The following is an 18,063-nucleotide window of genomic DNA, read 5'->3' as shown; positions in this document are numbered from 1 at the left end:
CTGACCGGCAGCTCCCCTGGTCAGCTCATCCCACGCCGGGTTCCATGGTGATCGTGACGAGGATCCGACGTGAGGTACTGACCCTGCCGGCGGCGGAGTTGGGCCCGGACAACCCGCTGCCGCCGCTCCGCCCCCCGGGCGAGATCCACCGCGCCGACGAGCGCGACCGGGACGACCTGCCCGCGGACGTGGCCCGGCAGCTCGGCTACGAGCCGCTCCGCAGCCTCCTCCCGGTGCGGATCCGCGACGGCTACGGCAGAACCCGCGAAACCCGCGCCCTCGACACGCTCGTGATCGAGAACGACCGGCTGCGCGCCACCGTGCTGCCCGGCCTCGGCGGCCGCGTCGCCTCCCTCGTCCATCTGCCCACCGGCCGCGAACTCCTCTACCGCAACCCGGTGTTCCAGCCCGCCAACTTCGCCCTCAACGGCGCCTGGTACTCCGGTGGGATCGAATGGAACATCGGCGCCACCGGCCACACCGCCCTCTCCTGCGCCCCGCTGCACGCGGCCCGGGTCCGCGCCCCCGACGGCGGCGACATGCTTCGGCTGTGGGAGTGGGAGCGGCTGCGCGACCTGCCCTTCCAGGTCGACCTGTGGCTGCCGGACGGCTCCGACTTCCTGTACGTCGGCGTCCGCGTCCGTAACCCGCACGAACGCCCGGTGCCGCTCTACTGGTGGTCCAACACGGCCGTACCGGAGGACCGCCGGGTCGTGGGTCCGGCCGCGGAGGCCTGGGAGTTCGGGCCCGAACGCCGACTGCGCCGGGTACCCGTTCCGTCGTACGACGCGCAACACCCGTACGCCACCGACTACTTCTACGACATACCGGACGGCCGGCGCCGCTGGATCGCCGCGCTGGACGCGGACGGGCACGGGCTGGCGCAGACGTCGACCGACGAACTGCGCGGCCGGAAGCTGTTCGTGTGGGGCTCGGGACCCGGTGGCCGGCGCTGGCAGGAATGGCTCGGCGGACCCGGCACCGGCGGCTACCGCGAGATCCAGGCCGGGCTCGCCCGCACCCAGCTGGAGCACGTCCGGCTGGAGGCGGAGAGCGAGGTGTCGTGGCTGGAGGCGTACGGGCCGCTGTCCGCCTCGCACGACGTGGAGACGGTGGAGGAGCGGCTGGCGGCCGTCCTGCCCCGCGCCGCGCTCGACGCCGCGTACGCGGCCTGGCAGCCGTACGCCGACACCGCACCCGGCGAGATCCTTGCCGTCGGCTCCGGCTGGGGTGCGCTCGAAGTGCTGCGCACTGACTGGAAGCTGCCCGGCACACCGTTCGCCGAGTCCACGCTGGGCGAGGACCAGGCGCCCTGGCTGGAACTGCTCCGCACCGGCACGCTCCCCGAACCCCGCCGGGTACGGCCGCCGGGACCCACCCTGGTCGCCCCGCACTGGCGGGACATGCTGGAGACGGCCCCCGCGACCCCGCACACCGAGTACCACCTCGGCGTCGCCCAGTGGCACGCCGGCGACCGCGCCCAGGCCGTCCGCAGCTGGGAGCGGGCCCTCCAGCTCGCGCCGTCCCTCTGGCCGTTGCTGCGCTGTCTCGCCGTCGCCGACCGGGAGTACGGGCACCACGAGCGGGCCGCCGAGCGGTACGCCGACGCCTTCGACGACCTGTGCCGGGAACGCCGAGACGACGGCGAGGCCTGGACGGCGGCCGCTGCCGCGCTGGGCCGCGAGGCCCTCGAAGCGCTGCTGCGGGTACGGCGGGTCGCGGACGCCCGCACCGTCTGGGAGGCGCTGTCGCCGGCGATCCGGGAGCGCGGCCGGTTCCGGCTCCTGGAGGCCGAGTTGCTGCTCGCCGAGGGGCGGCGGGCAGCGGCCCGGGCCGTGTTCGAGGACGGGTTCGAGGTGGCCGACCTGCGGGAAGGGGCCGATGACATCGGCCGGTTGTGGCAGCGGCTCGGTGACGAACCGCTGCCCGGTCGGTACGACTTCCGGATGCGGCCGGGGAACCCCTGATCAGGCCGGGCGCTGATCGACGTACTCGAACACCGAGCCGTCCGGGTGCATCGCGAGCAGATTGCGGCCGGCGGGGGTGGGCACCGGCCCGGCGAGGATGTGGGCGCCGAGGTCGTCCAGCAACTGGTGGGCCGCGTCGACGTCCTGGACCGCGATCGTCGCGGTCACCTTGCGCAGCACCTCCAGCTCCGGCTCCGGTCCGCTCATCAGAAGGAAGGAGCCGACCGCGGCGACCTGGACGCCCCCGCGTTCGAAACGGAGGGCTCTGCCGCCGGAGAGGCGTTCGTAGAACGGGATCGCGGTTTCGAGGTCGTCGACGCAGATGCGCAGGGAGGCGCCCAGAATCTCCATGCGACGAGCCTAGTTGGCACCGGACGCGAAGAAGCCACCTCCGGTGATCTCCTGTTACGGCTTTTCATGTCCGGGTACCCGACAGACATGGAACATCTGGATCATCTCGAACATCTGGACAAGGACCTCGTCGACGAACTGGCGCAGGTCGCACGCGAGACCGTACGGGATGAGCTGCGCGAGCAGGGCCGGAAGCGGCGGCGGGCCGCCGTGCTCTACGGCGCCTCCGGTGCGGTCGCCCTGTACGCCGGGGCCGCGGTGGCATTGGCCGTGGGCCTGGCGCTGGCGACAGTGCTCCCGGGGTGGGCCGCGGCACTGATCACCGCGGTGATCCTGGGTGCGGTCGCGTATCTGCTGAGGGAGGCAGGCCGACCCAGCAGGCCGCACGCCCCCCATCGGGTCGTCGGCGGAACGGCACCCGCGGGGCCGCCCAGCGGGATGGGGCTGCCGTACCCGCCCATGCCGCCGGAGCCGCCGGTCACGCCGATCACCCCGGTCACTCCGGTGACGCCTGATGCCGACCAGGAGGCGCCGCGCGCGCCACACCGTCGGGCCTGAGGCCGACAGCGCCGTTCGCCGGCTGTGGAGCGCCGAGTGCCGACCGCCGACCGCCGCCGCGGGTTGTGTGCGGCCGGTCGCGCGGTTCCCGGCGCCCCGTGCGGGCGCCTTCGGCGGGCGGCGTCCGCCCGGCCCGCCTACGGTTACCTGGGAAGCCTCGGACCCCAGACGCATCCCCGGAGGCGCACCGTGAGTCGTCGACCCCGGATCGTGATCGTCGGTGCCGGGTTCGCCGGGTATCGCGCGGCCCGTACCCTCGCGCGGCTGGCCCGGAACCGTGCCGACATCACTCTTCTCAACCCCACCGACTACTTTCTGTATCTGCCCCTGCTGCCCCAGGTCGCCGCCGGGATCCTCGATCCCCGGCGGATCGCCCTGCCCCTGTCCGGCGCCCTGCGCGGAGTGCGCACGGTGCTCGGGGAAGCGGACGGCGTCGATCTCGACGGGAAGCGGGTGCAGTACACCGACCCCGAGGGCGTCCGCGGTGCCCTCGGCTATGACCGGCTGGTGCTCTGCGTCGGCAGTGTCAACAAGCTGTTGCCCATCCCCGGCGTCGCCGAGCACGCGCACGGCTTCCGCGGACTGCCCGAGGCCCTCTACCTCCGTGACCATGTGATCCGGCAGATCGAGCTGGCCGCCGTCGCCGCGGACGCCGGTCTCGCCGCCGCCCGGTGCACCTTCGTCGTCGTCGGCGCCGGATACACCGGCACCGAGGTGGCCGCTCACATGCGGATGCTCACCGCCGAGCTCGCCCGCCGTAACCCCCTCCCGTACGGGGTGCGGCCACGCTGGCTGCTGCTGGACGTGGCGCCCCGCGTGCTGCCCGGCATGGACGACAAGCTGTCCCGCACGGCCGACCGGGTGCTGCGCCGGCGGGGGGTCGAGGTGCGCATGGGGACCTCCGTGAAGGAGGCCACCCGGGACGGGGTGCTGCTCTCCGACGGCGAGTTCGTCGCCTCCCGGACCCTGGTGTGGTGTGTGGGGGTGCGGCCCGACCCGCTGGTCGAGGGCACCGGGCGGCCGCTGGAGAAGGGGCGGCTGATCGTCGACCCGTATCTCCAGCTCCCCGGTTGCGACGACGTGTTCGCCTGCGGGGACGCGGCCGCTGTGCCGGACCTGGCGAATCCCGGCGCGTTCACCCCGATGACCGCCCAGCACGCCTGGCGGCAGGGGCGGGTGGCCGGCGAGAACGTGGCCGCCTCGCTCGGCAGCGGAAGGCCCCGGCGCCCCTACCGCCACCGTGACCTGGGGTTCGTCGTCGACCTCGGAGGCCTCCAGGCCGCCGCCGACCCGCTCGGGGTGCCCCTGTCCGGGCCGGCCGCCGGGCTGGTGACCCGCGGCTACCACCTCGCGGCGATGCCCACGGGCCGGGTACGGGTCGCCGCCGACTGGCTGCTGGACGCCGTACTGCCGCGCCAGGGCGTGCAGTTGGGCCTCGTGCGGTCCTGGTCGGTGCCGCTGGACACGGCCTCACCGGAGCTGCCGAAGGCCCCCGAAACCACTACGGACACTCCCTCCGAAGGAGCCTCATGAACACCGCAGAACTCGTCGAACTCGCCCAGCAGCTGCGCGTGGACAGCGTGCGGGCGGCCGCCGCGGCCGAGTCCGGGCATCCGACCTCGTCGATGTCCGCCGCCGATCTGATGGCGGTCCTGCTCGCCCACCATCTGCGCTACGACTTCGACCGGCCCGCCCACCCCGGAAACGACCGCCTCATCCTCTCCAAGGGCCACGCCTCGCCCCTGCTGTACGCCGCTTACAAGGCGGCCGGTGCCATCGACGACGCCGAACTGCTCACCTTCCGTAAGCTCGGCTCCCACCTGGAGGGGCACCCCACCCCGCGCCGGCTGCCCTGGGTCGAGACCGCCACCGGCTCCCTCGGCCAGGGCCTGCCGGTCGGCGTCGGCATCGCGCTGTCCGGAAAGCGGCTGGAGCACGGCCGGTACCGGACCTGGGTGCTGTGCGGGGACAGCGAACTGGCCGAGGGCTCTGTCTGGGAGGCCGCCGAGCACGCCGGGTACGAGCACCTCGACAACCTCACCGCGATCGTCGACGTCAACCGGCTCGGTCAGCGCGGCCCCACCCGGCACGGCCACGACCTCGACGCCTACGCCCGCCGCTTCCAGGCCTTCGGCTGGCACACCGTGGAGATCGACGGCCATGACGTGGACGCCGTCGACCGCGCCTATGGCGAGGCCGCGTCCACGGTCGGACAGCCCACGGTGATCCTCGCCCGCACCCGCAAGGGCCGGGGCGTCGCCGCCGTCGAGGACCGCGAGGGCATGCACGGCAAGCCGCTGCCGGACGCCGAGGAGGCCATCGCCGAACTGGGCGGAATCCGCGACCTCCACGTTCATGTGCAGGAGCCTCCGGCGGCCCGTGCCCTGCACTCCGTGCCCACCGGCACGCTCGAACTCCCGCGCTACGACAAGGGCGACGAGGTTCCCACCCGGGACGCCTTCGGCAAGGCGCTGGCCGCGCTCGGCACCGCACGCGCCGACGTCGTCGCACTGGACGGCGAGGTCGGCGACTCCACCCGTACCGAGTTCTTCGGCAAGGAACACCCCGACCGCTACTTCGAGTTCTACATCGCCGAGCAGCAACTCGTCGCGGGCGCCGTCGGCATGGCCACCCGCGGCTGGGTGCCGTACGCCGCCACGTTCGCCGCCTTCCTCACCAGGGCCCACGACTTCGTCCGCATGGCCTCGATCAGCGGCAGCGGGATCAACCTGGTCGGCTCGCACGCGGGCGTCTCGATCGGTCAGGACGGGCCCTCCCAGATGGGCCTGGAGGACCTGGCGATGTTCCGCTCCGTGTACGGCTCGACCGTGCTGTACCCCTGTGACGCCAACCAGACCGCCAAGCTCGTCGTGACCATGGCCGGGCTCGACGGCATCCGCTATCTGCGCACCTCGCGCGGTGCGAGCCCGGTGATCTACGGGCCGGACGAGGAGTTCCCGGTGGGCGGCAGCAAGGTGCTGCGCTCCTCCGCCGAGGACCGGCTGACCGTGGTCGCCGCCGGGGTCACCCTGCACGAGGCGCTGAAGGCCGCCGACGCGCTCGCCGAGGACGGCATCCGGATCCGGGTCGTCGACCTGTACTCGGTCAAGCCCGTCGACCAGCAGACCCTGCGCCGGGCCGCCGAGGAAACCGGCTGTCTGCTCACCGTCGAGGACCATCGCGAGGAGGGCGGACTCGGTGACGCGGTCGCCGAGGCGTTCGCCGACGGCCGGCCGGTACCGCGCCTGGTACGGCTCGCCGTGCGGACCATGCCGGGCTCGGCCGCGCCCGACCAGCAGCTGCACACGGCGGGCATCGACGCCGAGTCGATCGCGGCGGCCGGGCGACTGCTGGTCGAGGAGGCGGTCGTGCGATGACCGGTGACGGGGTGGTCGTGCGATGACCGCCGACGAGGTGATCATGTGATGAGCGGTGACGAGGTGCGGCCGGTGCGGGCGGGTCGCCGGACGGTGGAGGTGCACCGGCCCGGCAAGGTGCTCTTCCCCGGAGGCGACGGCGCGAAGGAGTACACCAAGGCCGACCTCGTCGACTACTACAGGTCCGTCGCGCCCTACCTGCTGCCACAGCTGCGCGGGCGCCCGCTGATGCTGGAGCGGCACCCCGACGGCCTTGACGGGCCCCGGTTCATGCAGAAGAACACCCCGGACCACTACCCGGAGTGGATCGAGCGGGCCGAGGTCGCCAAGGAGGGCGGCACGGTGACCCATGTGGTCTGCGGCGACACCGCCACTCTCCTCTACCTCGCCGACCAGGCCTGCATCACCCTGCATCGCTGGCTCTCCCGCACCACCCGCCTCAACTGCCCCGACCAGCTGGTTCTCGACCTGGACCCTCCCGGCACCGACTTCGCCCCGGTACGGGAGGCCGCCGGCTGGGCCCGTGACCTGTTCGACCGGCTGCGGCTGCCGTCGGCTCCGATGACCACCGGCTCCCGGGGACTCCATCTCGTCGTACCGCTGAACGGCCGGCACGACTTCGACGAGGTACGCGCATTCGCCCACGACCTGGCCGAGCTGCTCGCCGCCGAACACCCCGACCGGCTCACCACCGCCGTCCGCAAGGAGGACCGCGGGGACCGGCTCTTCCTGGACGTCGGGCGCAACGCCTACGCCCAGACCGCGGTCGCCCCCTACACCGTGCGGGCCATCCCCGGCGCCCCCGTCGCCGTACCCGTCACCTGGGACCAGCTCGACGACCCCGGCCTGGACGCCCGCCGCTGGACCATCGCCGACGCCGTCGACCAGGCCCGCACCGACCCCTGGGGCGGCCTGCCGTCCCGTGGCCGCGCCCTGGGCCCGGCCCGCCGCCGCCTCGACGCGCTGCGCGCCGGCACCGGCTGAGCCGGGGTCCGGCACACCTCACGGCGGAATCGGCCGAGCCGGCTCCGGCGCACGCAAGGTGTCGCCGTCCGGACGCGTTGCGTCACCGGCCGACTGTGAAGGTTTGATCCTGGGACCTCCGGCCACTCGGACCAAGAGGTGGCCATGACGAACACAAATGACACGTCAAAGACGCAGGATTCACCAAAAGACCGCAAACACGAGGACGGGCCCGGCCCCGAGGAGAACCGGCCGCGCCCGATGGAGGTGCTGCGCCAGGCCCGTGCCCAGCTCGCCGAACTCACCGGTATGGCCGCCGAGTCCGTGTCGTCCTTCGAACAGACGGAGGACGGCTGGGTGTTGGAGGTCGAGGTCCTCGAACTCCCCAGGGTGCCCGACACGATGAGCCTGATGGCGAGCTACCGGGTCGAACTCGACCCCGACGGGCAGCTCACCGGCTACCGGCGCATGGGCCGCTACGAACGCGGACGCGCCGACGCACACCGGTCCGGCGGCCGCTAGGCCGCCTGCCAGCGGAGACATCACACGACAAGGAGGGTGGACAGGCATGACGGTCGTACCGGCACAGCAGACCGGCGGAGGCGGCAGCAGCGGCCTCTATGACGTACTCGAACTCGTTCTCGACCGAGGACTGGTCATTGACGCGTTCGTTCGGGTCTCTCTGGTCGGAATCGAGATTCTGAAGATCGACGTCCGGGTCGTGGTCGCCAGCGTGGACACGTATCTGCGCTTCGCCGAGGCCTGTAACCGGCTCGACCTGGAGTCCGGCCCGAACAAGAGCCCCGGCCTGCCGGACGTGGTCGGCCAGGTCACCGAGTCCGGTGCCCGTGGCAAGTCGAAGGGCGCCCTCTCCGGCGCCGCCGAGACCATCTCCGACGCCTTCCAGCAGGCTCGCGACGAGCGCTCCGGGGAGAGCGAGTCCCGCCCGCGCCCCCGTAAGTCGACCGCCCCGCGCCGGAAGGAGGAGCAGGAGTGAGCACCTATGTCTACGGCATCACGGCCGCCGGACACCCCTCACTGCCCGAGGGCATGGGCGGCGTCGGCGACCCCGCCCGGCCGGTGCGCGTGCTGACGCAGGGCCCGCTCGCCGCCCTGGTGAGCGAGGCCCCGGAGGGACTGCGCCCCAAGCGCAAGGACCTGCTCGCTCACCAGCAGGTGCTGGCCGAGGCGGGCGGCGGCGGGTGTGTGCTGCCCATGCGGTTCGGCAGTGTCGCCCCGGACGACGACGCCGTCACCGGCGTCCTCGCCGAACGCGCCGACCACTACGAGGAGCGGCTGCGCACCCTCGACGGCAAGGTCGAGTACAACATCAAGGCCAGCCACGTCGAAGAGGCGGTCCTGCACCGGGTGATGTCCGAGAACCCGGAGCTGCGCGCCCTCGCCGAGGCCAATCGGCAGGCGGGCGGCGGCAGCTACGAGAGCCGGCTGCAACTGGGCGAGATGGTGGTGGCCGCTGTCCAGGCCCGGGAGGCCGAGGACGCCGTGGAGCTGCGGCAGGCACTGGAAGCGGAGGCGGCGGCTGTGAGCGTGGGCCCCGACTCCACCGGCTGGCTCGCCAACGTGTCCTTCCTCGTCGACCGGGACTCCGCGGAGAACTTCCTGGCCGCCGTCGAACGGCTGCGCAAGAGCCATCCGCACCTGGACATACGCATCAACGGGCCGCTGCCGCCGTACAGCTTCGTCGAACCGGGCGCTTCCGAGCCCGCCGGCACCACGGCAGGCGGCGCCGAGGCCTAGAGCAGGAGCACGTACCCATGGGACTGATCAAGGAGCTGCTGCTACTGCCCTTCGCACCCGTGCGCGGCAGCGCCTGGGTCGTCGAGCAGGTACTGCACGAGGCGGAACGGATCTACTACGACCCCGCCGCGATCCGGGCCGAACTGGCCCGGCTTGAGGAACGGCTGGAAGCCGGTGAGATCGACGAGGAGGAGTTCGACCGGGCCGAGGACGAACTCCTCGACCGGCTGGAGATCGCCCTGCGCAAAGGCGCCGGGCCCGGCAATGGGATGCATACATGAACCGAACAGGACTGGGCCTCGCGATCGGGGCCGGATACCTCCTGGGCCGGACCAAGAAGCTGAAGCTGGCCTTTGCCGTCGGCACGCTGGTTGCCGGCAAGAAGCTGAATCTGAGCCCGGGGGCGCTCATGAGCGTCGTCAACCAGCAGCTGCGTGACAACCCGCAGTTCAAGGAGATAGGCGACCAGCTGCGCGAGGATCTGCGCGGGGTCGGCCGGGCCGCTTCCGGTGCCATGGTCGAACGGCAGCTCGACTCCCTCGCCGACCGGTTGCACGGCCGTACCGCCGAGGTGCGCGACCAGCTGGCCGGCGTCGTGCCGGACACCGGCACCCTCGGTCTCGGCGACGACCGGGACGACGAGGAGGACGCCGAGGAGGACGACGAGGACCGTCGCGGGCGGGCCGAGGACGACGACGAGGACCGTCGCGGGCGGGCCGAGGACGACGACGAGCGCGGCGGTGGCGAGGAGAAGCGCGACAAGGGGCCCGCCCGCAAGGCCCCGGCGAAGCAGGCGGCCAAGAAGGTTCCGGCCAAGAAGACGGCCGCCAAGAAGGCTCCGGCCAAGAAGGCCGCGCAGGGCCGGGCCGCCGCCAAGAAGACGGCGGGCCGGGCCCCGAAGGGAGGCGGTGACCGATGAACAACACCAGCCCGCTCACGGACGCGGCCCGCTCCGAGGCCGCCGACCGCCTGAAGGCGGAGGTGCAGGAGTACCTCGCCGCCCAGGCCCAGCGCCTGCTCGTAGGCGCAGGACGCAAGCTCGGCGAGACCACCGGCAAGCTCAACGACATCGCCGAGGGCAACAGCCCGGGCTTCGCCCAGCTGGCCCTGGACGCCGGCCGCAAGGTCGCCGAGGGCAAGGGCCCGGTGCGCTCCGCACTGGAGATCGGCCTGTCCCACGCGAAGGACACCGTCATGGACAAGGTGCGCAACGTCGGGGGCGGCAAGGGCAAGGGGAAGGGCAGCGGTCAGAAGCCGACCGTCATCATCGAGTCGGTCGACGTCGGCGTGCCGGTGCGCACCGCCTACGACCAGTGGACCCGCTACCAGGACTTCAGCACCTTCGCCAAGGGTGTGAAGAGCGCCAGCCGTACCGACGACACCACGTCGGACTGGCAGGGCAAGATCTGGTGGTCCAGCCGCAGCTGGAAGGGCCACACCGTCGAGCAGGTCCCCGACTACCGCATCCAGTGGTCCTCGGAGGGCGCCAAGGGCACCCACAAGGGCGTCGTCACGTTCCACTCGCTCGGCGAGAACCTCACCCGCATCCTCCTGGTGATGGAGTACTACCCCAGCGGCTTCTTCGAGAAGACCGCGAACATCTGGCGCGCCTCGGGCCGCCGGACCCGTCTCGACCTCAAGCACTTCGCCCGGCACATCTCCATCAAGGGCGAGGTGGACGACGGCTGGCGCGGCGAGATCCGCGACGGCGAGGTCGTCCGCAGCCACGAGGACGCCCTGGCCGAGGAAGAGAACGAGGAGAACGAGGAGAACGAGGAGAACGAGGAGAACGAGGAGAACGAGGGCGAGGAGCAGTACGAGGACGAGGAGCCGTACGACGAGGCGGAGGCCGCCGGGCGGGGGGAGGATGAGGAGTACGAAGAGGAAGGCGAAGAGGCCGAGGAGGAGCCCGAGGACGAGTACGAGGACTCTGAGGGCACCGAGCGCGAGGACGAGGACGAGGACGAGTACGCCGAGTCCGGGAGCCGTCGATGACGATGCCCGGTCGGCTGCCCGAGCCGTACGGACGTGACGGCGGAGGTGCCAACCTCGCCGACATCCTGGAGCGCGTCCTGGACAAGGGCATCGTCATTGCCGGTGACATCAGGATCAACCTGCTCGACATAGAACTGCTCACCATCAAGCTTCGCCTGGTCGTCGCCTCCGTCGACCGGGCGAAGGAGATGGGCATCGACTGGTGGGAGCACGACCCCGAGCTGTCCACCCGTGCCCGCCGCGACCAGCTCACGCGGGAGAACCACGAGTTGCGGGAGCGGCTCGCGGCGCTGGAGGCGCTGGAGGCCGGACGCGGGCGGCAGCAGGAGGAGGACCGATGACCGCACAGGCCGGACTCCGGTACGTGTACGCCGTCTGCCGCCCCTTCGAGGCGGCCCTCCAGTCCCAGCTCACCGGTGTGGCCGGCGCCCCGCCCGGGCTGCTCCGGCACCACGGGCTGGTCGCCGTCGTCAGCACGGTCCCGGAGGGGGACTTCGCCGAGGGGCCCCTGCGGGACCATCTGGAGGATCTGGACTGGCTGGCCGCGACCGCCCGCGCCCATCAGGGGGTGATCGACGCGCTCACCACGGTCACCACCCCGCTGCCGCTGCGGCTCGCCACGGTCTTCCGGGACGACAGCGGCGTACGGACCATGATGGAGGCCCGCGAGGCCGACTTCCTGCGCACCCTCGACCGGCTCGAGGGACGGGTCGAGTGGGGCGTCAAGCTGTACGCCGACCCGCCCGAGCAGGAGCCGGCGCCCGTCGGCAAACCCGTCAGCGGGCGGGACTATCTGCGGCAGCGGCGAACGCGCAGCCGCGAGCACGAGGAGAAATGGCGGGCCGCCGAGGAATTCGCCGCCGCCCTGCACAGGCGGCTTTCCCAGCACGCCGAGGATTCCCGGTTGCACCCACCGCAGAACGCGGTGCTTTCCGGAGCACCGGGACAGAATCTACTCAACGCGGCTTATCTGGTGGCACGCGCGGAATCCGAGGAATTCGTGGAACTGGTCGACCGTACCAAGGACGAGGCACCCGGAATGCGGGTGGAACTCACCGGCCCCTGGGCGGCCTATTCGTTCACGGAACCGACGCCGGAACCGGGGGAGGGGGCCGGGCGGTGACCATCGTCGAACGCCGTGAGGTCGCCCTGGTCGACCTGCTCGACCGGCTGCTGGCCGGCGGGGTCGTCATCACCGGCGACATCACCTTGCGCATCGCGGATGTCGACCTCGTCCGGATCGACCTCAACGCGCTGATCAGCTCGGTCAACGCCCAAGTGCCCGCGCCCTGGGGGGAGCCGACGTGAGTGAGCACCGCGACCCGGAGCCGGGCGAGAACATGGAGCGGGGCGAGATCCTGGAGCCGGGCGAACGCCGCAACCGGCTGGACCTCGACCCGGACACCGTCGAGCGCGACCTGGTCAAGCTGGTGCTGACCGTCGTGGAGCTGCTGCGTCAGCTGATGGAGCGGCAGGCGCTGCGCCGCTTCGACACCGGGGACCTCACCGAGCAGCAGGAGGAGCGGATCGGGCTCACCCTGATGCTCCTGGAGGACCGCATGGCCGAACTCCGGGACCGCTACGGACTGCGGCCCGAGGACCTGAATCTGGACCTCGGGCCGCTGGGACCGCTGTTGCCGCGCGAGTGAGCCGGCCACCAGGAGGTGGCCTCACCACCTGTACCAGCGGCCCCTGCCGCCGGCGCCGGTCGTGCCGCGGACCAGGAATCCGAGTAGCCACAGCACAAGTACGGCGAGCGCGACCCACCAGAGCAGTTTCACCGCGAATCCGGCACCGAAAAGTATCAGCACCAGAAGCAGTACCAGCAGAATGGGAACCATAGTCTGACCTCCTGTGATCCGAGTTTCCCGAATGACACGGATCAGACTTGCTTCCGGCAGAGAATTTCTCCGTGCAGGACGGCGAACCAGCCGTCGTCCTGGGCCGCCCATTCCCGCCAGGCCGCCGCTATCGCGTGCAGTTGACCGGTGCTCGCGTGACCGCCCTCGGTGGCCCGCGCGGCGTAGGACGAGGCGACCGTGCGGTCCGCCCACAGCCCGCCCCACCACTCCCGTTCCTCGGCCGTGCTGTACGTCCAGGTGCCGGAGGTGGCGGTGATGTCGGTCAGCCCCGAGGCCAGCGCCCAGGACTTCAGCCGCCGCCCGGCGTCCGGCTCACCCCCGTTGGCCCGCGCCACCCGCCGGTACAGCTCCAGCCACTCGTCCAGCCCCGGCACCGCCGGGTACCAGGTCATCGCCGCGTAGTCCGAGTCGCGTACGGCGATGAAACCGCCGGGCTTGGTGACCCGGCGCATCTCGCGCAGCGCCCGCACCGGGTCGCCCACGTGCTGGAGCACCTGGTGGGCGTGGACCACGCAGAAGGTGTCGTCCGGGTAGTCCAGCGCGTGCACGTCGGCGACCGTGAAGTCCACGTTCGTCAGCCCGCGCCCGGCGGCGGTCGACCGGGCCTGCTCCAGGATGCCAGGCGCGTGGTCGGCGCCGGTGACATGGCCCTCGGGCACCAGTGCCGCCAGGTCGGCGGTGATCGTGCCGGGGCCGCAGCCGATGTCCAGGATCCTCATGTGGGGCTTCAGCGCACCGAGCAGATACGCCGCGGAGTTGGCGGCGGTACGCCAGGTGTGGGAACGCAGCACCGACTCGTGGTGCCCGTGCGTGTAGACAGCGGTCTCCTGCGGTTTCGACATGGCTCAGCCCCTTCGCTTCACACCGGGCGGACGGGGCCGGTCGACCCCGTCCCGCGCTGTCCGCAACGCTACGCCCGCATGCCGAATGATGAGATCCGCGTTTTACGATATGGACTGACGGTCCGTCAGTGCGACCGGTAGACGGTCAGCGCCTCGGGCAGCTTCTCCACTGTCACCTCCCCCGTCACATCGGTGACTTCGCCGTCGTACGCGAGCGGGGTGCCGGTCTTGAGGCCGGTGAGACGCAGCCGGCTCACCCGCACCTCCGCGTGCGCGGGGGAACTGACCAGCGGGGCCGCGACGGCGGCGGAGAGCAGGCGCAGTGCGGGATGCCGGCCGCCGTGCACCACCCGTACGTCCAGCTGTCCGTCCGCCAGGTCGGTACGGCGGCCCGGTGTCAGGCCCATCCGGTGGTAGACGCAGTTGCCGATGAACAGCAGCCACAACGGGTGGGCCTCGCCGCCGAGTTCGACCTCCAGCGGATGCCGGTCCGTGCGCAGCACGCGCAGCGCCGCGAGCACCTCGGCGGGCCGGCCGCCGATGCGGTGCGCCCAGCGCTCCCGCTCGCGCACCAGCTCGGGATACACGCCGAGGCTCAGCGTGTTGAGGAAGACGCCCTCCCGGCCGTCGCAGGCGAAGCGGCCGACGTCCACCCGGACCGCCTCGCCGTCGCGCACCGCACGGCCCAGGGCGCGGCCGTCCTCGACACTCAGGTCGTAGGCGAAGTGGTTGAGGGTGCCGCCGGGCAGCACCGCGAGCGGCAGGCCGTGCCGCAGGGCGATCTGGGCGGCCGCGTTCACGGTGCCGTCGCCGCCGCACACCCCGAGCGCCTGCGCCCGCAGCGCCGCCTTCTCCAACTCGGCCCGCACCTCGGACGGTTCGCACTCCACCAGCTCGGCCTTCGGCAGCTCGTCGTGCAGCGCCCGGACCCGGTCGGCGCTGCCCGAGGCCCGGTTGGCCACCATCACCAGGCCGTCCCCGTCGGGCAGCGCCGGGGCGTCCGCACGGGGCCGGGGCGGCGGGCCGTTCTGGCCCCGGGTCGGCACCAGCCGGCGTAGGGCGAACGCGGCGCCCGCGCCCAGCGCCGCGCCCGCGAGCACATCGCTCGGGAAGTGCACGCCCGTGTAGACCCGGGACATGGCGACGGAGAACGCCACCGGCGCCACCACCGCGCCCCACGCCGGGGACTCCAGGGCGACGCCGGTCGCGAACGCGGCCGCCGACGCGGCGTGTCCGGAGGGGAAGGAGGTGGTGATCGGCTGCCGCTTCAGATGCCGTACCGCCGGCACCGGGTCCAGGACCGGCCGGTGCCGGCGCACCGAGCGCTTGCCAACGGTGTTGATGGTCAGGGAGGCCAGGCTGAGCGAGGCCAGGCCGCGGGCGGCGGCCCGGCGGGCCCGGGGGGTGCGGGACGCGGCCACCGCGGCCGCCACCGCGAACCACAGCACGCCGTGGTTGGCGCTGCGGCTCAGCCGGGGCAGCACCGGCTCGGCGAACGGCCAGTTCCGCTCGGCGGCCACCTCGAACAGCCTCAGGTCGAGAGCGAGCAGCCGGTCGCGCAGCGCGTGCCGGCCCGGCTTCAGGACGGTCAGGTCAACATCTGGGCTCATGCGGGTCCGGTTACCCTGAAGTGGCTGTTTCCTGCCGGTACGCGGTGCGGTCGAGTGAGAGGAACCCCACGGATGCGCCTGCTCCTCATACGTCACGGGCAGACCCCGACCAATGTCGACTTCCTGCTCGACACCGGCGTACCGGGCCCCGGTCTGACCGCGCTCGGCGAACAGCAGGCGGCGGCCCTTCCCGAGGCCCTCGCCGACGAGGACATCGAGGTTCTCTACGTCTCCACGCTGACCCGCACCCAGCTCACCGCCGCCCCGCTGGCCGCGGCCCGCGGTCTCCGCCCGATCGTCCGCGACGGCATCCGCGAGGTCTCCGCCGGCGACCTGGAGATGCTGCCCGGTCACTCCGAGCGGGGCGAGGAGTACATGCGAACCGTCTTCGCCTGGGCGGCCGGGGACACCGCGCTGCGCATGCCCGGCGGGGAGACCGGAGACGAGGCCCTGGCCCGCTACGACGCCGTGATCGCCGAGGCCGCGGCGAGTGGCGCCAGGACAGTCGCCGTGATCAGCCACGGCGCCGCGATCCGCCTGTGGACAGCGGCCCGCGCCGACAACGTCGACATCCCCTACGCCGCCGCCCGCCCCCTCGACAACACCGGCGTGGTCATCCTGGAGGGCTCACCCCAGGACGGCTGGAAAGCGGTGTCCTGGGAGGGCGCGGTCGTGGAGCCGGCAGGGGCGAGCGGGCCGACGGGGGAGCCGTTGGAGTCCGCCGCGGAGTGACTACGCGCCCGCACCCGCAGGCGTCGGCCTGATAACGGTTTGCCCCCGGTCGGGGGCGCCACGCAGAATCCCAGACCATGGGACATCTGGAAGCCGCGCATCTCGAGTACTACCTCCCCGACGGGAGGGCCCTGCTCGGGGATGTGTCCTTCCGGGTCGGCGATGGGGCCGCCGTCGCGCTGGTCGGCCCCAACGGCGCCGGCAAGACCACTCTGCTGCGGCTGATCTCCGGAGAGCTGAAGCCGCACGGCGGCACCGTGACCGTGAGCGGCGGCCTCGGCGTGATGCGCCAGTTCGTGGGCTCCGTACGGGACGAGACCACCGTGCGTGACCTGCTGGTGTCCGTGGCGCCGCCCGGGATCCGGGAGGCCGCGCAGGCCGTCGACCGGGCCGAGCACGACATCATGACCGTCGACGACGAAGCCGCCCAGCTCCGCTACGCGCAGGCGCTCGCCGACTGGGCCGAGGTGCGCGGCTACGAACACGAGACGCTCTGGGACATGTGCACGACGGCCGCGCTCGGCGTGCCGTACGAGAAGGCCCAGTGGCGGCAGGTGCGCACCCTCTCCGGCGGTGAGCAGAAGCGGCTGGTGCTGGAGGCCCTCTTCCGGGGCACCGACGAGGTGCTGCTGCTCGACGAGCCGGACAACTACCTCGACGTCCCCGGCAAGCGCTGGCTGGAGGCGCAGCTCAAGGAGACCCGCAAGACGGTCCTGTTCGTCTCCCACGACCGGGAACTCCTCGCCCGCGCCGCCGAGAAGATCGTCTCGGTGGAGCCCTCGCCCACCGGCGCCGACGCCTGGGTGCACGGCGGCGGCTTCGCCACTTACCACGAGGCCCGGCGTGCACGCTTCGCCCGCTTCGAGGAACTGCGCCGTCGCTGGGACGAGAAGCACGCCCAGCTGAAGAAGCTGGTGCTGAACCTCCGCCAGGCGGCCGCCGTCTCCCACGAGATGGCGTCCCGGTACGCGGCCGCCCAGACCCGGCTGCGCAAGTTCGAGGAGGCCGGGCCGCCCCCGGAGCCGCCGCGCGACCAGGACATCCGGATGCGGCTGCGCGGCGGCCGTACCGGTGTGCGGGCCGTCACCTGCGCGGGACTCGAACTCTCCGGCCTGATGAAACCCTTCGACCTGGAGGTCTTCTACGGCGAACGGGTCGCCGTCCTCGGCTCCAACGGCTCCGGCAAGTCGCACTTCCTGCGGCTGCTGGCCGGCCAGGAGGTGGCGCACACGGGACAGTGGAAGCTGGGCGCACGGGTGGTGCCCGGCCACTTCGCGCAGACTCACGCCCACCCCGAGCTCCAGGGCCGTACCCTCCTCCACATCCTGTGGACGGAACACTCCCAGGACCGGGGCGCCGCGATGTCCCGGCTGCGCCGCTACGAGCTGACGAACCAGTCCGAACAGACCTTCGATCGGCTCTCCGGTGGCCAGCAGGCTCGGTTCCAGATCCTCTTGCTGGAGCTACAGGGTGTAACGGCGCTGCTGCTGGACGAGCCGACCGACAACCTCGACCTGGAGTCCGCCGAAGCCCTCCAGGAGGGTCTGGAGGCCTTCGACGGCACGGTGCTCGCCGTCACCCACGACCGCTGGTTCGCCCGCTCCTTCGACCGCTACCTGGTCTTCGGCACCGACGGCCGGGTCCGCGAGACCCCGGAGCCGGTGTGGGACGAGCGCCGGGTGGAGCGAGCCCGCTAGACAGGCCCGGGAGCCCGGACCTCCGTAGAGTGGATACAGGGATCCGGACCGCCGGGACGGACACGACGAGCGGGGTACCACCATGACCGGAGTCGACCCCAGCCGGCTGGACGACCAGCAGCTCATGAAGGAGCTGGAGACCATCCACCGGACGCGCCACGACACCCTGCTGTACGGCTCCAACGACGCGCTGCGCGCCCACAACGAACGCATGGCCCAGCTGGAGGGCGAGTACCTGCGCCGCAATCCGCGCCGCATCGTCGCCGCCGGCCGCACCCGGGAGGGCGCCCGGGAGCGCAGTTGCGCCGAGACGACGACACCGGGCGCCTCCGCGAGCTGAGGCCGACGTCC

The 18,063-nt window shown here is 72.2% G+C and carries 22 protein-coding genes; 18 read left to right on the top strand and 4 right to left on the bottom strand.

Going from position 1 to position 18,063, the window contains the following annotated elements; all coding sequences use genetic code 11:
- The first annotated feature begins 44 nt into the window (after window positions 1-44).
- Window positions 45-1,967, top strand: coding sequence for a DUF5107 domain-containing protein (locus ABTY98_RS30230; protein ID WP_352224227.1), 1,923 nt, complete (start codon window positions 45-47; stop codon window positions 1,965-1,967).
- Here the strand turns inward: ABTY98_RS30230 and ABTY98_RS30225 are convergent, their stop codons facing one another.
- Complete coding sequence (locus tag ABTY98_RS30225; RefSeq protein ID WP_352224226.1) at window positions 1,968-2,318, bottom strand: VOC family protein; 351 nt, start codon at window positions 2,316-2,318, stop codon at window positions 1,968-1,970.
- An 87-nt stretch (window positions 2,319-2,405) separates the two neighbouring features.
- On the opposite strand from ABTY98_RS30225, the gene ABTY98_RS30220 reads away from it, so the two are divergent.
- The 14 genes from ABTY98_RS30220 to ABTY98_RS30155 all read left to right on the top strand — a co-directional run bounded on the left by ABTY98_RS30220 (window position 2,406) and on the right by ABTY98_RS30155 (window position 12,618).
- Window positions 2,406-2,876 carry a phage holin family protein gene (locus tag ABTY98_RS30220; protein ID WP_352224225.1) on the top strand — a complete coding sequence of 157 codons (471 nt, stop codon included), beginning with the start codon at window positions 2,406-2,408 and terminating at the stop codon, window positions 2,874-2,876.
- Window positions 2,877-3,065: 189 nt separating this feature from the next.
- Window positions 3,066-4,409 carry an NAD(P)/FAD-dependent oxidoreductase gene (locus tag ABTY98_RS30215; protein ID WP_352224224.1) on the top strand — a complete coding sequence of 448 codons (1,344 nt, stop codon included), beginning with the start codon at window positions 3,066-3,068 and terminating at the stop codon, window positions 4,407-4,409.
- On the top strand, window positions 4,406-6,253 hold the full coding sequence (locus ABTY98_RS30210) for a transketolase (protein WP_352224223.1): 1,848 nt from the start codon (window positions 4,406-4,408) through the stop codon (window positions 6,251-6,253). The genes ABTY98_RS30215 and ABTY98_RS30210 overlap by 4 nt, the downstream gene beginning before the upstream one ends.
- Before the next feature lie 48 nt (window positions 6,254-6,301).
- Complete coding sequence (gene ligD / locus ABTY98_RS30205; RefSeq protein ID WP_352224222.1) at window positions 6,302-7,237, top strand: non-homologous end-joining DNA ligase; 936 nt, start codon at window positions 6,302-6,304, stop codon at window positions 7,235-7,237.
- 144 nt (window positions 7,238-7,381) lie between these two features.
- Complete coding sequence (locus ABTY98_RS30200) at window positions 7,382-7,738, top strand: gas vesicle protein GvpO (protein ID WP_352224221.1); 357 nt, start codon at window positions 7,382-7,384, stop codon at window positions 7,736-7,738.
- Window positions 7,739-7,784: 46 nt separating this feature from the next.
- Window positions 7,785-8,213: a gas vesicle structural protein GvpA gene (locus ABTY98_RS30195; RefSeq protein ID WP_352224220.1), complete on the top strand. Its 429-nt coding sequence runs from the start codon at window positions 7,785-7,787 to the stop codon at window positions 8,211-8,213.
- Window positions 8,210-8,974 carry a GvpL/GvpF family gas vesicle protein gene (locus ABTY98_RS30190; protein WP_352224219.1) on the top strand — a complete coding sequence of 255 codons (765 nt, stop codon included), beginning with the start codon at window positions 8,210-8,212 and terminating at the stop codon, window positions 8,972-8,974. Before ABTY98_RS30195 ends, ABTY98_RS30190 begins: the two co-directional genes overlap by 4 nt.
- A gap of 17 nt (window positions 8,975-8,991) precedes the next feature.
- Complete coding sequence (locus ABTY98_RS30185) at window positions 8,992-9,255, top strand: gas vesicle protein GvpG (protein ID WP_352224218.1); 264 nt, start codon at window positions 8,992-8,994, stop codon at window positions 9,253-9,255.
- On the top strand, window positions 9,252-9,893 hold the full coding sequence (locus ABTY98_RS30180; protein ID WP_352224217.1) for a DNA primase: 642 nt from the start codon (window positions 9,252-9,254) through the stop codon (window positions 9,891-9,893). The genes ABTY98_RS30185 and ABTY98_RS30180 overlap by 4 nt, the downstream gene beginning before the upstream one ends.
- A complete protein-coding gene (locus tag ABTY98_RS30175) occupies window positions 9,890-10,969 on the top strand; it encodes an SRPBCC family protein (protein WP_352224216.1) in 1,080 nt (359 codons plus the stop codon). The genes ABTY98_RS30180 and ABTY98_RS30175 overlap by 4 nt, the downstream gene beginning before the upstream one ends.
- Window positions 10,966-11,310, top strand: coding sequence for a gas vesicle protein (locus tag ABTY98_RS30170; RefSeq protein WP_352224215.1), 345 nt, complete (start codon window positions 10,966-10,968; stop codon window positions 11,308-11,310). Before ABTY98_RS30175 ends, ABTY98_RS30170 begins: the two co-directional genes overlap by 4 nt.
- The gene (locus ABTY98_RS30165) at window positions 11,307-12,092 is read left to right on the top strand and encodes a GvpL/GvpF family gas vesicle protein (RefSeq protein WP_352224214.1); all 786 of its coding nucleotides are present in this window, start codon (window positions 11,307-11,309) and stop codon (window positions 12,090-12,092) included. The genes ABTY98_RS30170 and ABTY98_RS30165 overlap by 4 nt, the downstream gene beginning before the upstream one ends.
- Window positions 12,089-12,277 carry a gas vesicle protein gene (locus ABTY98_RS30160; protein WP_352224213.1) on the top strand — a complete coding sequence of 63 codons (189 nt, stop codon included), beginning with the start codon at window positions 12,089-12,091 and terminating at the stop codon, window positions 12,275-12,277. The genes ABTY98_RS30165 and ABTY98_RS30160 overlap by 4 nt, the downstream gene beginning before the upstream one ends.
- Before the next feature lie 32 nt (window positions 12,278-12,309).
- Window positions 12,310-12,618: a gas vesicle protein K gene (locus tag ABTY98_RS30155; RefSeq protein ID WP_352224305.1), complete on the top strand. Its 309-nt coding sequence runs from the start codon at window positions 12,310-12,312 to the stop codon at window positions 12,616-12,618.
- Between the two features lie 21 nt (window positions 12,619-12,639).
- Here the strand turns inward: ABTY98_RS30155 and ABTY98_RS30150 are convergent, their stop codons facing one another.
- The 3 genes from ABTY98_RS30150 to ABTY98_RS30140 form a co-directional block, all read right to left on the bottom strand.
- Entirely contained in the window at window positions 12,640-12,810 is a 171-nt protein-coding gene (locus ABTY98_RS30150; RefSeq protein WP_352224212.1) for a hydrophobic protein, read from the bottom strand.
- Window positions 12,811-12,851: 41 nt separating this feature from the next.
- Window positions 12,852-13,673: a class I SAM-dependent methyltransferase gene (locus ABTY98_RS30145; protein ID WP_352224211.1), complete on the bottom strand. Its 822-nt coding sequence runs from the start codon at window positions 13,671-13,673 to the stop codon at window positions 12,852-12,854.
- Between the two features lie 125 nt (window positions 13,674-13,798).
- On the bottom strand, window positions 13,799-15,283 hold the full coding sequence (locus tag ABTY98_RS30140; protein ID WP_352224210.1) for a bifunctional phosphatase PAP2/diacylglycerol kinase family protein: 1,485 nt from the start codon (window positions 15,281-15,283) through the stop codon (window positions 13,799-13,801).
- Between the two features lie 72 nt (window positions 15,284-15,355).
- On the opposite strand from ABTY98_RS30140, the gene ABTY98_RS30135 reads away from it, so the two are divergent.
- From ABTY98_RS30135 to ABTY98_RS30125, 3 genes are all read left to right on the top strand, one after another.
- On the top strand, window positions 15,356-16,015 hold the full coding sequence (locus ABTY98_RS30135; RefSeq protein WP_352224209.1) for a histidine phosphatase family protein: 660 nt from the start codon (window positions 15,356-15,358) through the stop codon (window positions 16,013-16,015).
- A 77-nt stretch (window positions 16,016-16,092) separates the two neighbouring features.
- Window positions 16,093-17,712 carry an ABC-F family ATP-binding cassette domain-containing protein gene (locus ABTY98_RS30130; protein WP_352224208.1) on the top strand — a complete coding sequence of 540 codons (1,620 nt, stop codon included), beginning with the start codon at window positions 16,093-16,095 and terminating at the stop codon, window positions 17,710-17,712.
- An 82-nt stretch (window positions 17,713-17,794) separates the two neighbouring features.
- Window positions 17,795-18,052: a DUF6158 family protein gene (locus ABTY98_RS30125; protein ID WP_352224207.1), complete on the top strand. Its 258-nt coding sequence runs from the start codon at window positions 17,795-17,797 to the stop codon at window positions 18,050-18,052.
- Window positions 18,053-18,063: the final 11 nt, after the last annotated feature.

Origin of the sequence: Streptomyces sp. NPDC096040, from assembly GCF_040303265.1 — a bacterium.
GTDB lineage: Bacteria > Actinomycetota > Actinomycetes > Streptomycetales > Streptomycetaceae > Streptomyces.
This window is presented reverse-complemented; position numbering and strand designations above follow the sequence as displayed.

What these genes read in the sequence shown, in the direction of transcription:
- ABTY98_RS30145 (WP_352224211.1), bottom strand. Translation starts at nt 13,673, where the DNA reads ATGTCGAAACCGCAGGAGACCGCTGTCTACACGCACGGGCACCACGAG.
- ABTY98_RS30220 (WP_352224225.1), top strand. Translation starts at nt 2,406, where the DNA reads ATGGAACATCTGGATCATCTCGAACATCTGGACAAGGACCTCGTCGAC.
- ABTY98_RS30195 (WP_352224220.1), top strand. Translation starts at nt 7,785, where the DNA reads ATGACGGTCGTACCGGCACAGCAGACCGGCGGAGGCGGCAGCAGCGGC.
- ABTY98_RS30170 (WP_352224215.1), top strand. Translation starts at nt 10,966, where the DNA reads ATGACGATGCCCGGTCGGCTGCCCGAGCCGTACGGACGTGACGGCGGA.
- ABTY98_RS30180 (WP_352224217.1), top strand. Translation starts at nt 9,252, where the DNA reads ATGAACCGAACAGGACTGGGCCTCGCGATCGGGGCCGGATACCTCCTG.
- ABTY98_RS30225 (WP_352224226.1), bottom strand. Translation starts at nt 2,318, where the DNA reads ATGGAGATTCTGGGCGCCTCCCTGCGCATCTGCGTCGACGACCTCGAA.
- ABTY98_RS30155 (WP_352224305.1), top strand. Translation starts at nt 12,310, where the DNA reads ATGGAGCGGGGCGAGATCCTGGAGCCGGGCGAACGCCGCAACCGGCTG.
- ABTY98_RS30150 (WP_352224212.1), bottom strand. Translation starts at nt 12,810, where the DNA reads ATGGTTCCCATTCTGCTGGTACTGCTTCTGGTGCTGATACTTTTCGGT.
- ABTY98_RS30135 (WP_352224209.1), top strand. Translation starts at nt 15,356, where the DNA reads ATGCGCCTGCTCCTCATACGTCACGGGCAGACCCCGACCAATGTCGAC.
- ABTY98_RS30230 (WP_352224227.1), top strand. Translation starts at nt 45, where the DNA reads ATGGTGATCGTGACGAGGATCCGACGTGAGGTACTGACCCTGCCGGCG.
- ABTY98_RS30185 (WP_352224218.1), top strand. Translation starts at nt 8,992, where the DNA reads ATGGGACTGATCAAGGAGCTGCTGCTACTGCCCTTCGCACCCGTGCGC.
- ABTY98_RS30210 (WP_352224223.1), top strand. Translation starts at nt 4,406, where the DNA reads ATGAACACCGCAGAACTCGTCGAACTCGCCCAGCAGCTGCGCGTGGAC.
- ABTY98_RS30130 (WP_352224208.1), top strand. Translation starts at nt 16,093, where the DNA reads ATGGGACATCTGGAAGCCGCGCATCTCGAGTACTACCTCCCCGACGGG.
- ABTY98_RS30140 (WP_352224210.1), bottom strand. Translation starts at nt 15,283, where the DNA reads ATGAGCCCAGATGTTGACCTGACCGTCCTGAAGCCGGGCCGGCACGCG.
- ABTY98_RS30165 (WP_352224214.1), top strand. Translation starts at nt 11,307, where the DNA reads ATGACCGCACAGGCCGGACTCCGGTACGTGTACGCCGTCTGCCGCCCC.
- ligD (WP_352224222.1), top strand. Translation starts at nt 6,302, where the DNA reads ATGAGCGGTGACGAGGTGCGGCCGGTGCGGGCGGGTCGCCGGACGGTG.
- ABTY98_RS30175 (WP_352224216.1), top strand. Translation starts at nt 9,890, where the DNA reads ATGAACAACACCAGCCCGCTCACGGACGCGGCCCGCTCCGAGGCCGCC.
- ABTY98_RS30200 (WP_352224221.1), top strand. Translation starts at nt 7,382, where the DNA reads ATGACGAACACAAATGACACGTCAAAGACGCAGGATTCACCAAAAGAC.
- ABTY98_RS30125 (WP_352224207.1), top strand. Translation starts at nt 17,795, where the DNA reads ATGACCGGAGTCGACCCCAGCCGGCTGGACGACCAGCAGCTCATGAAG.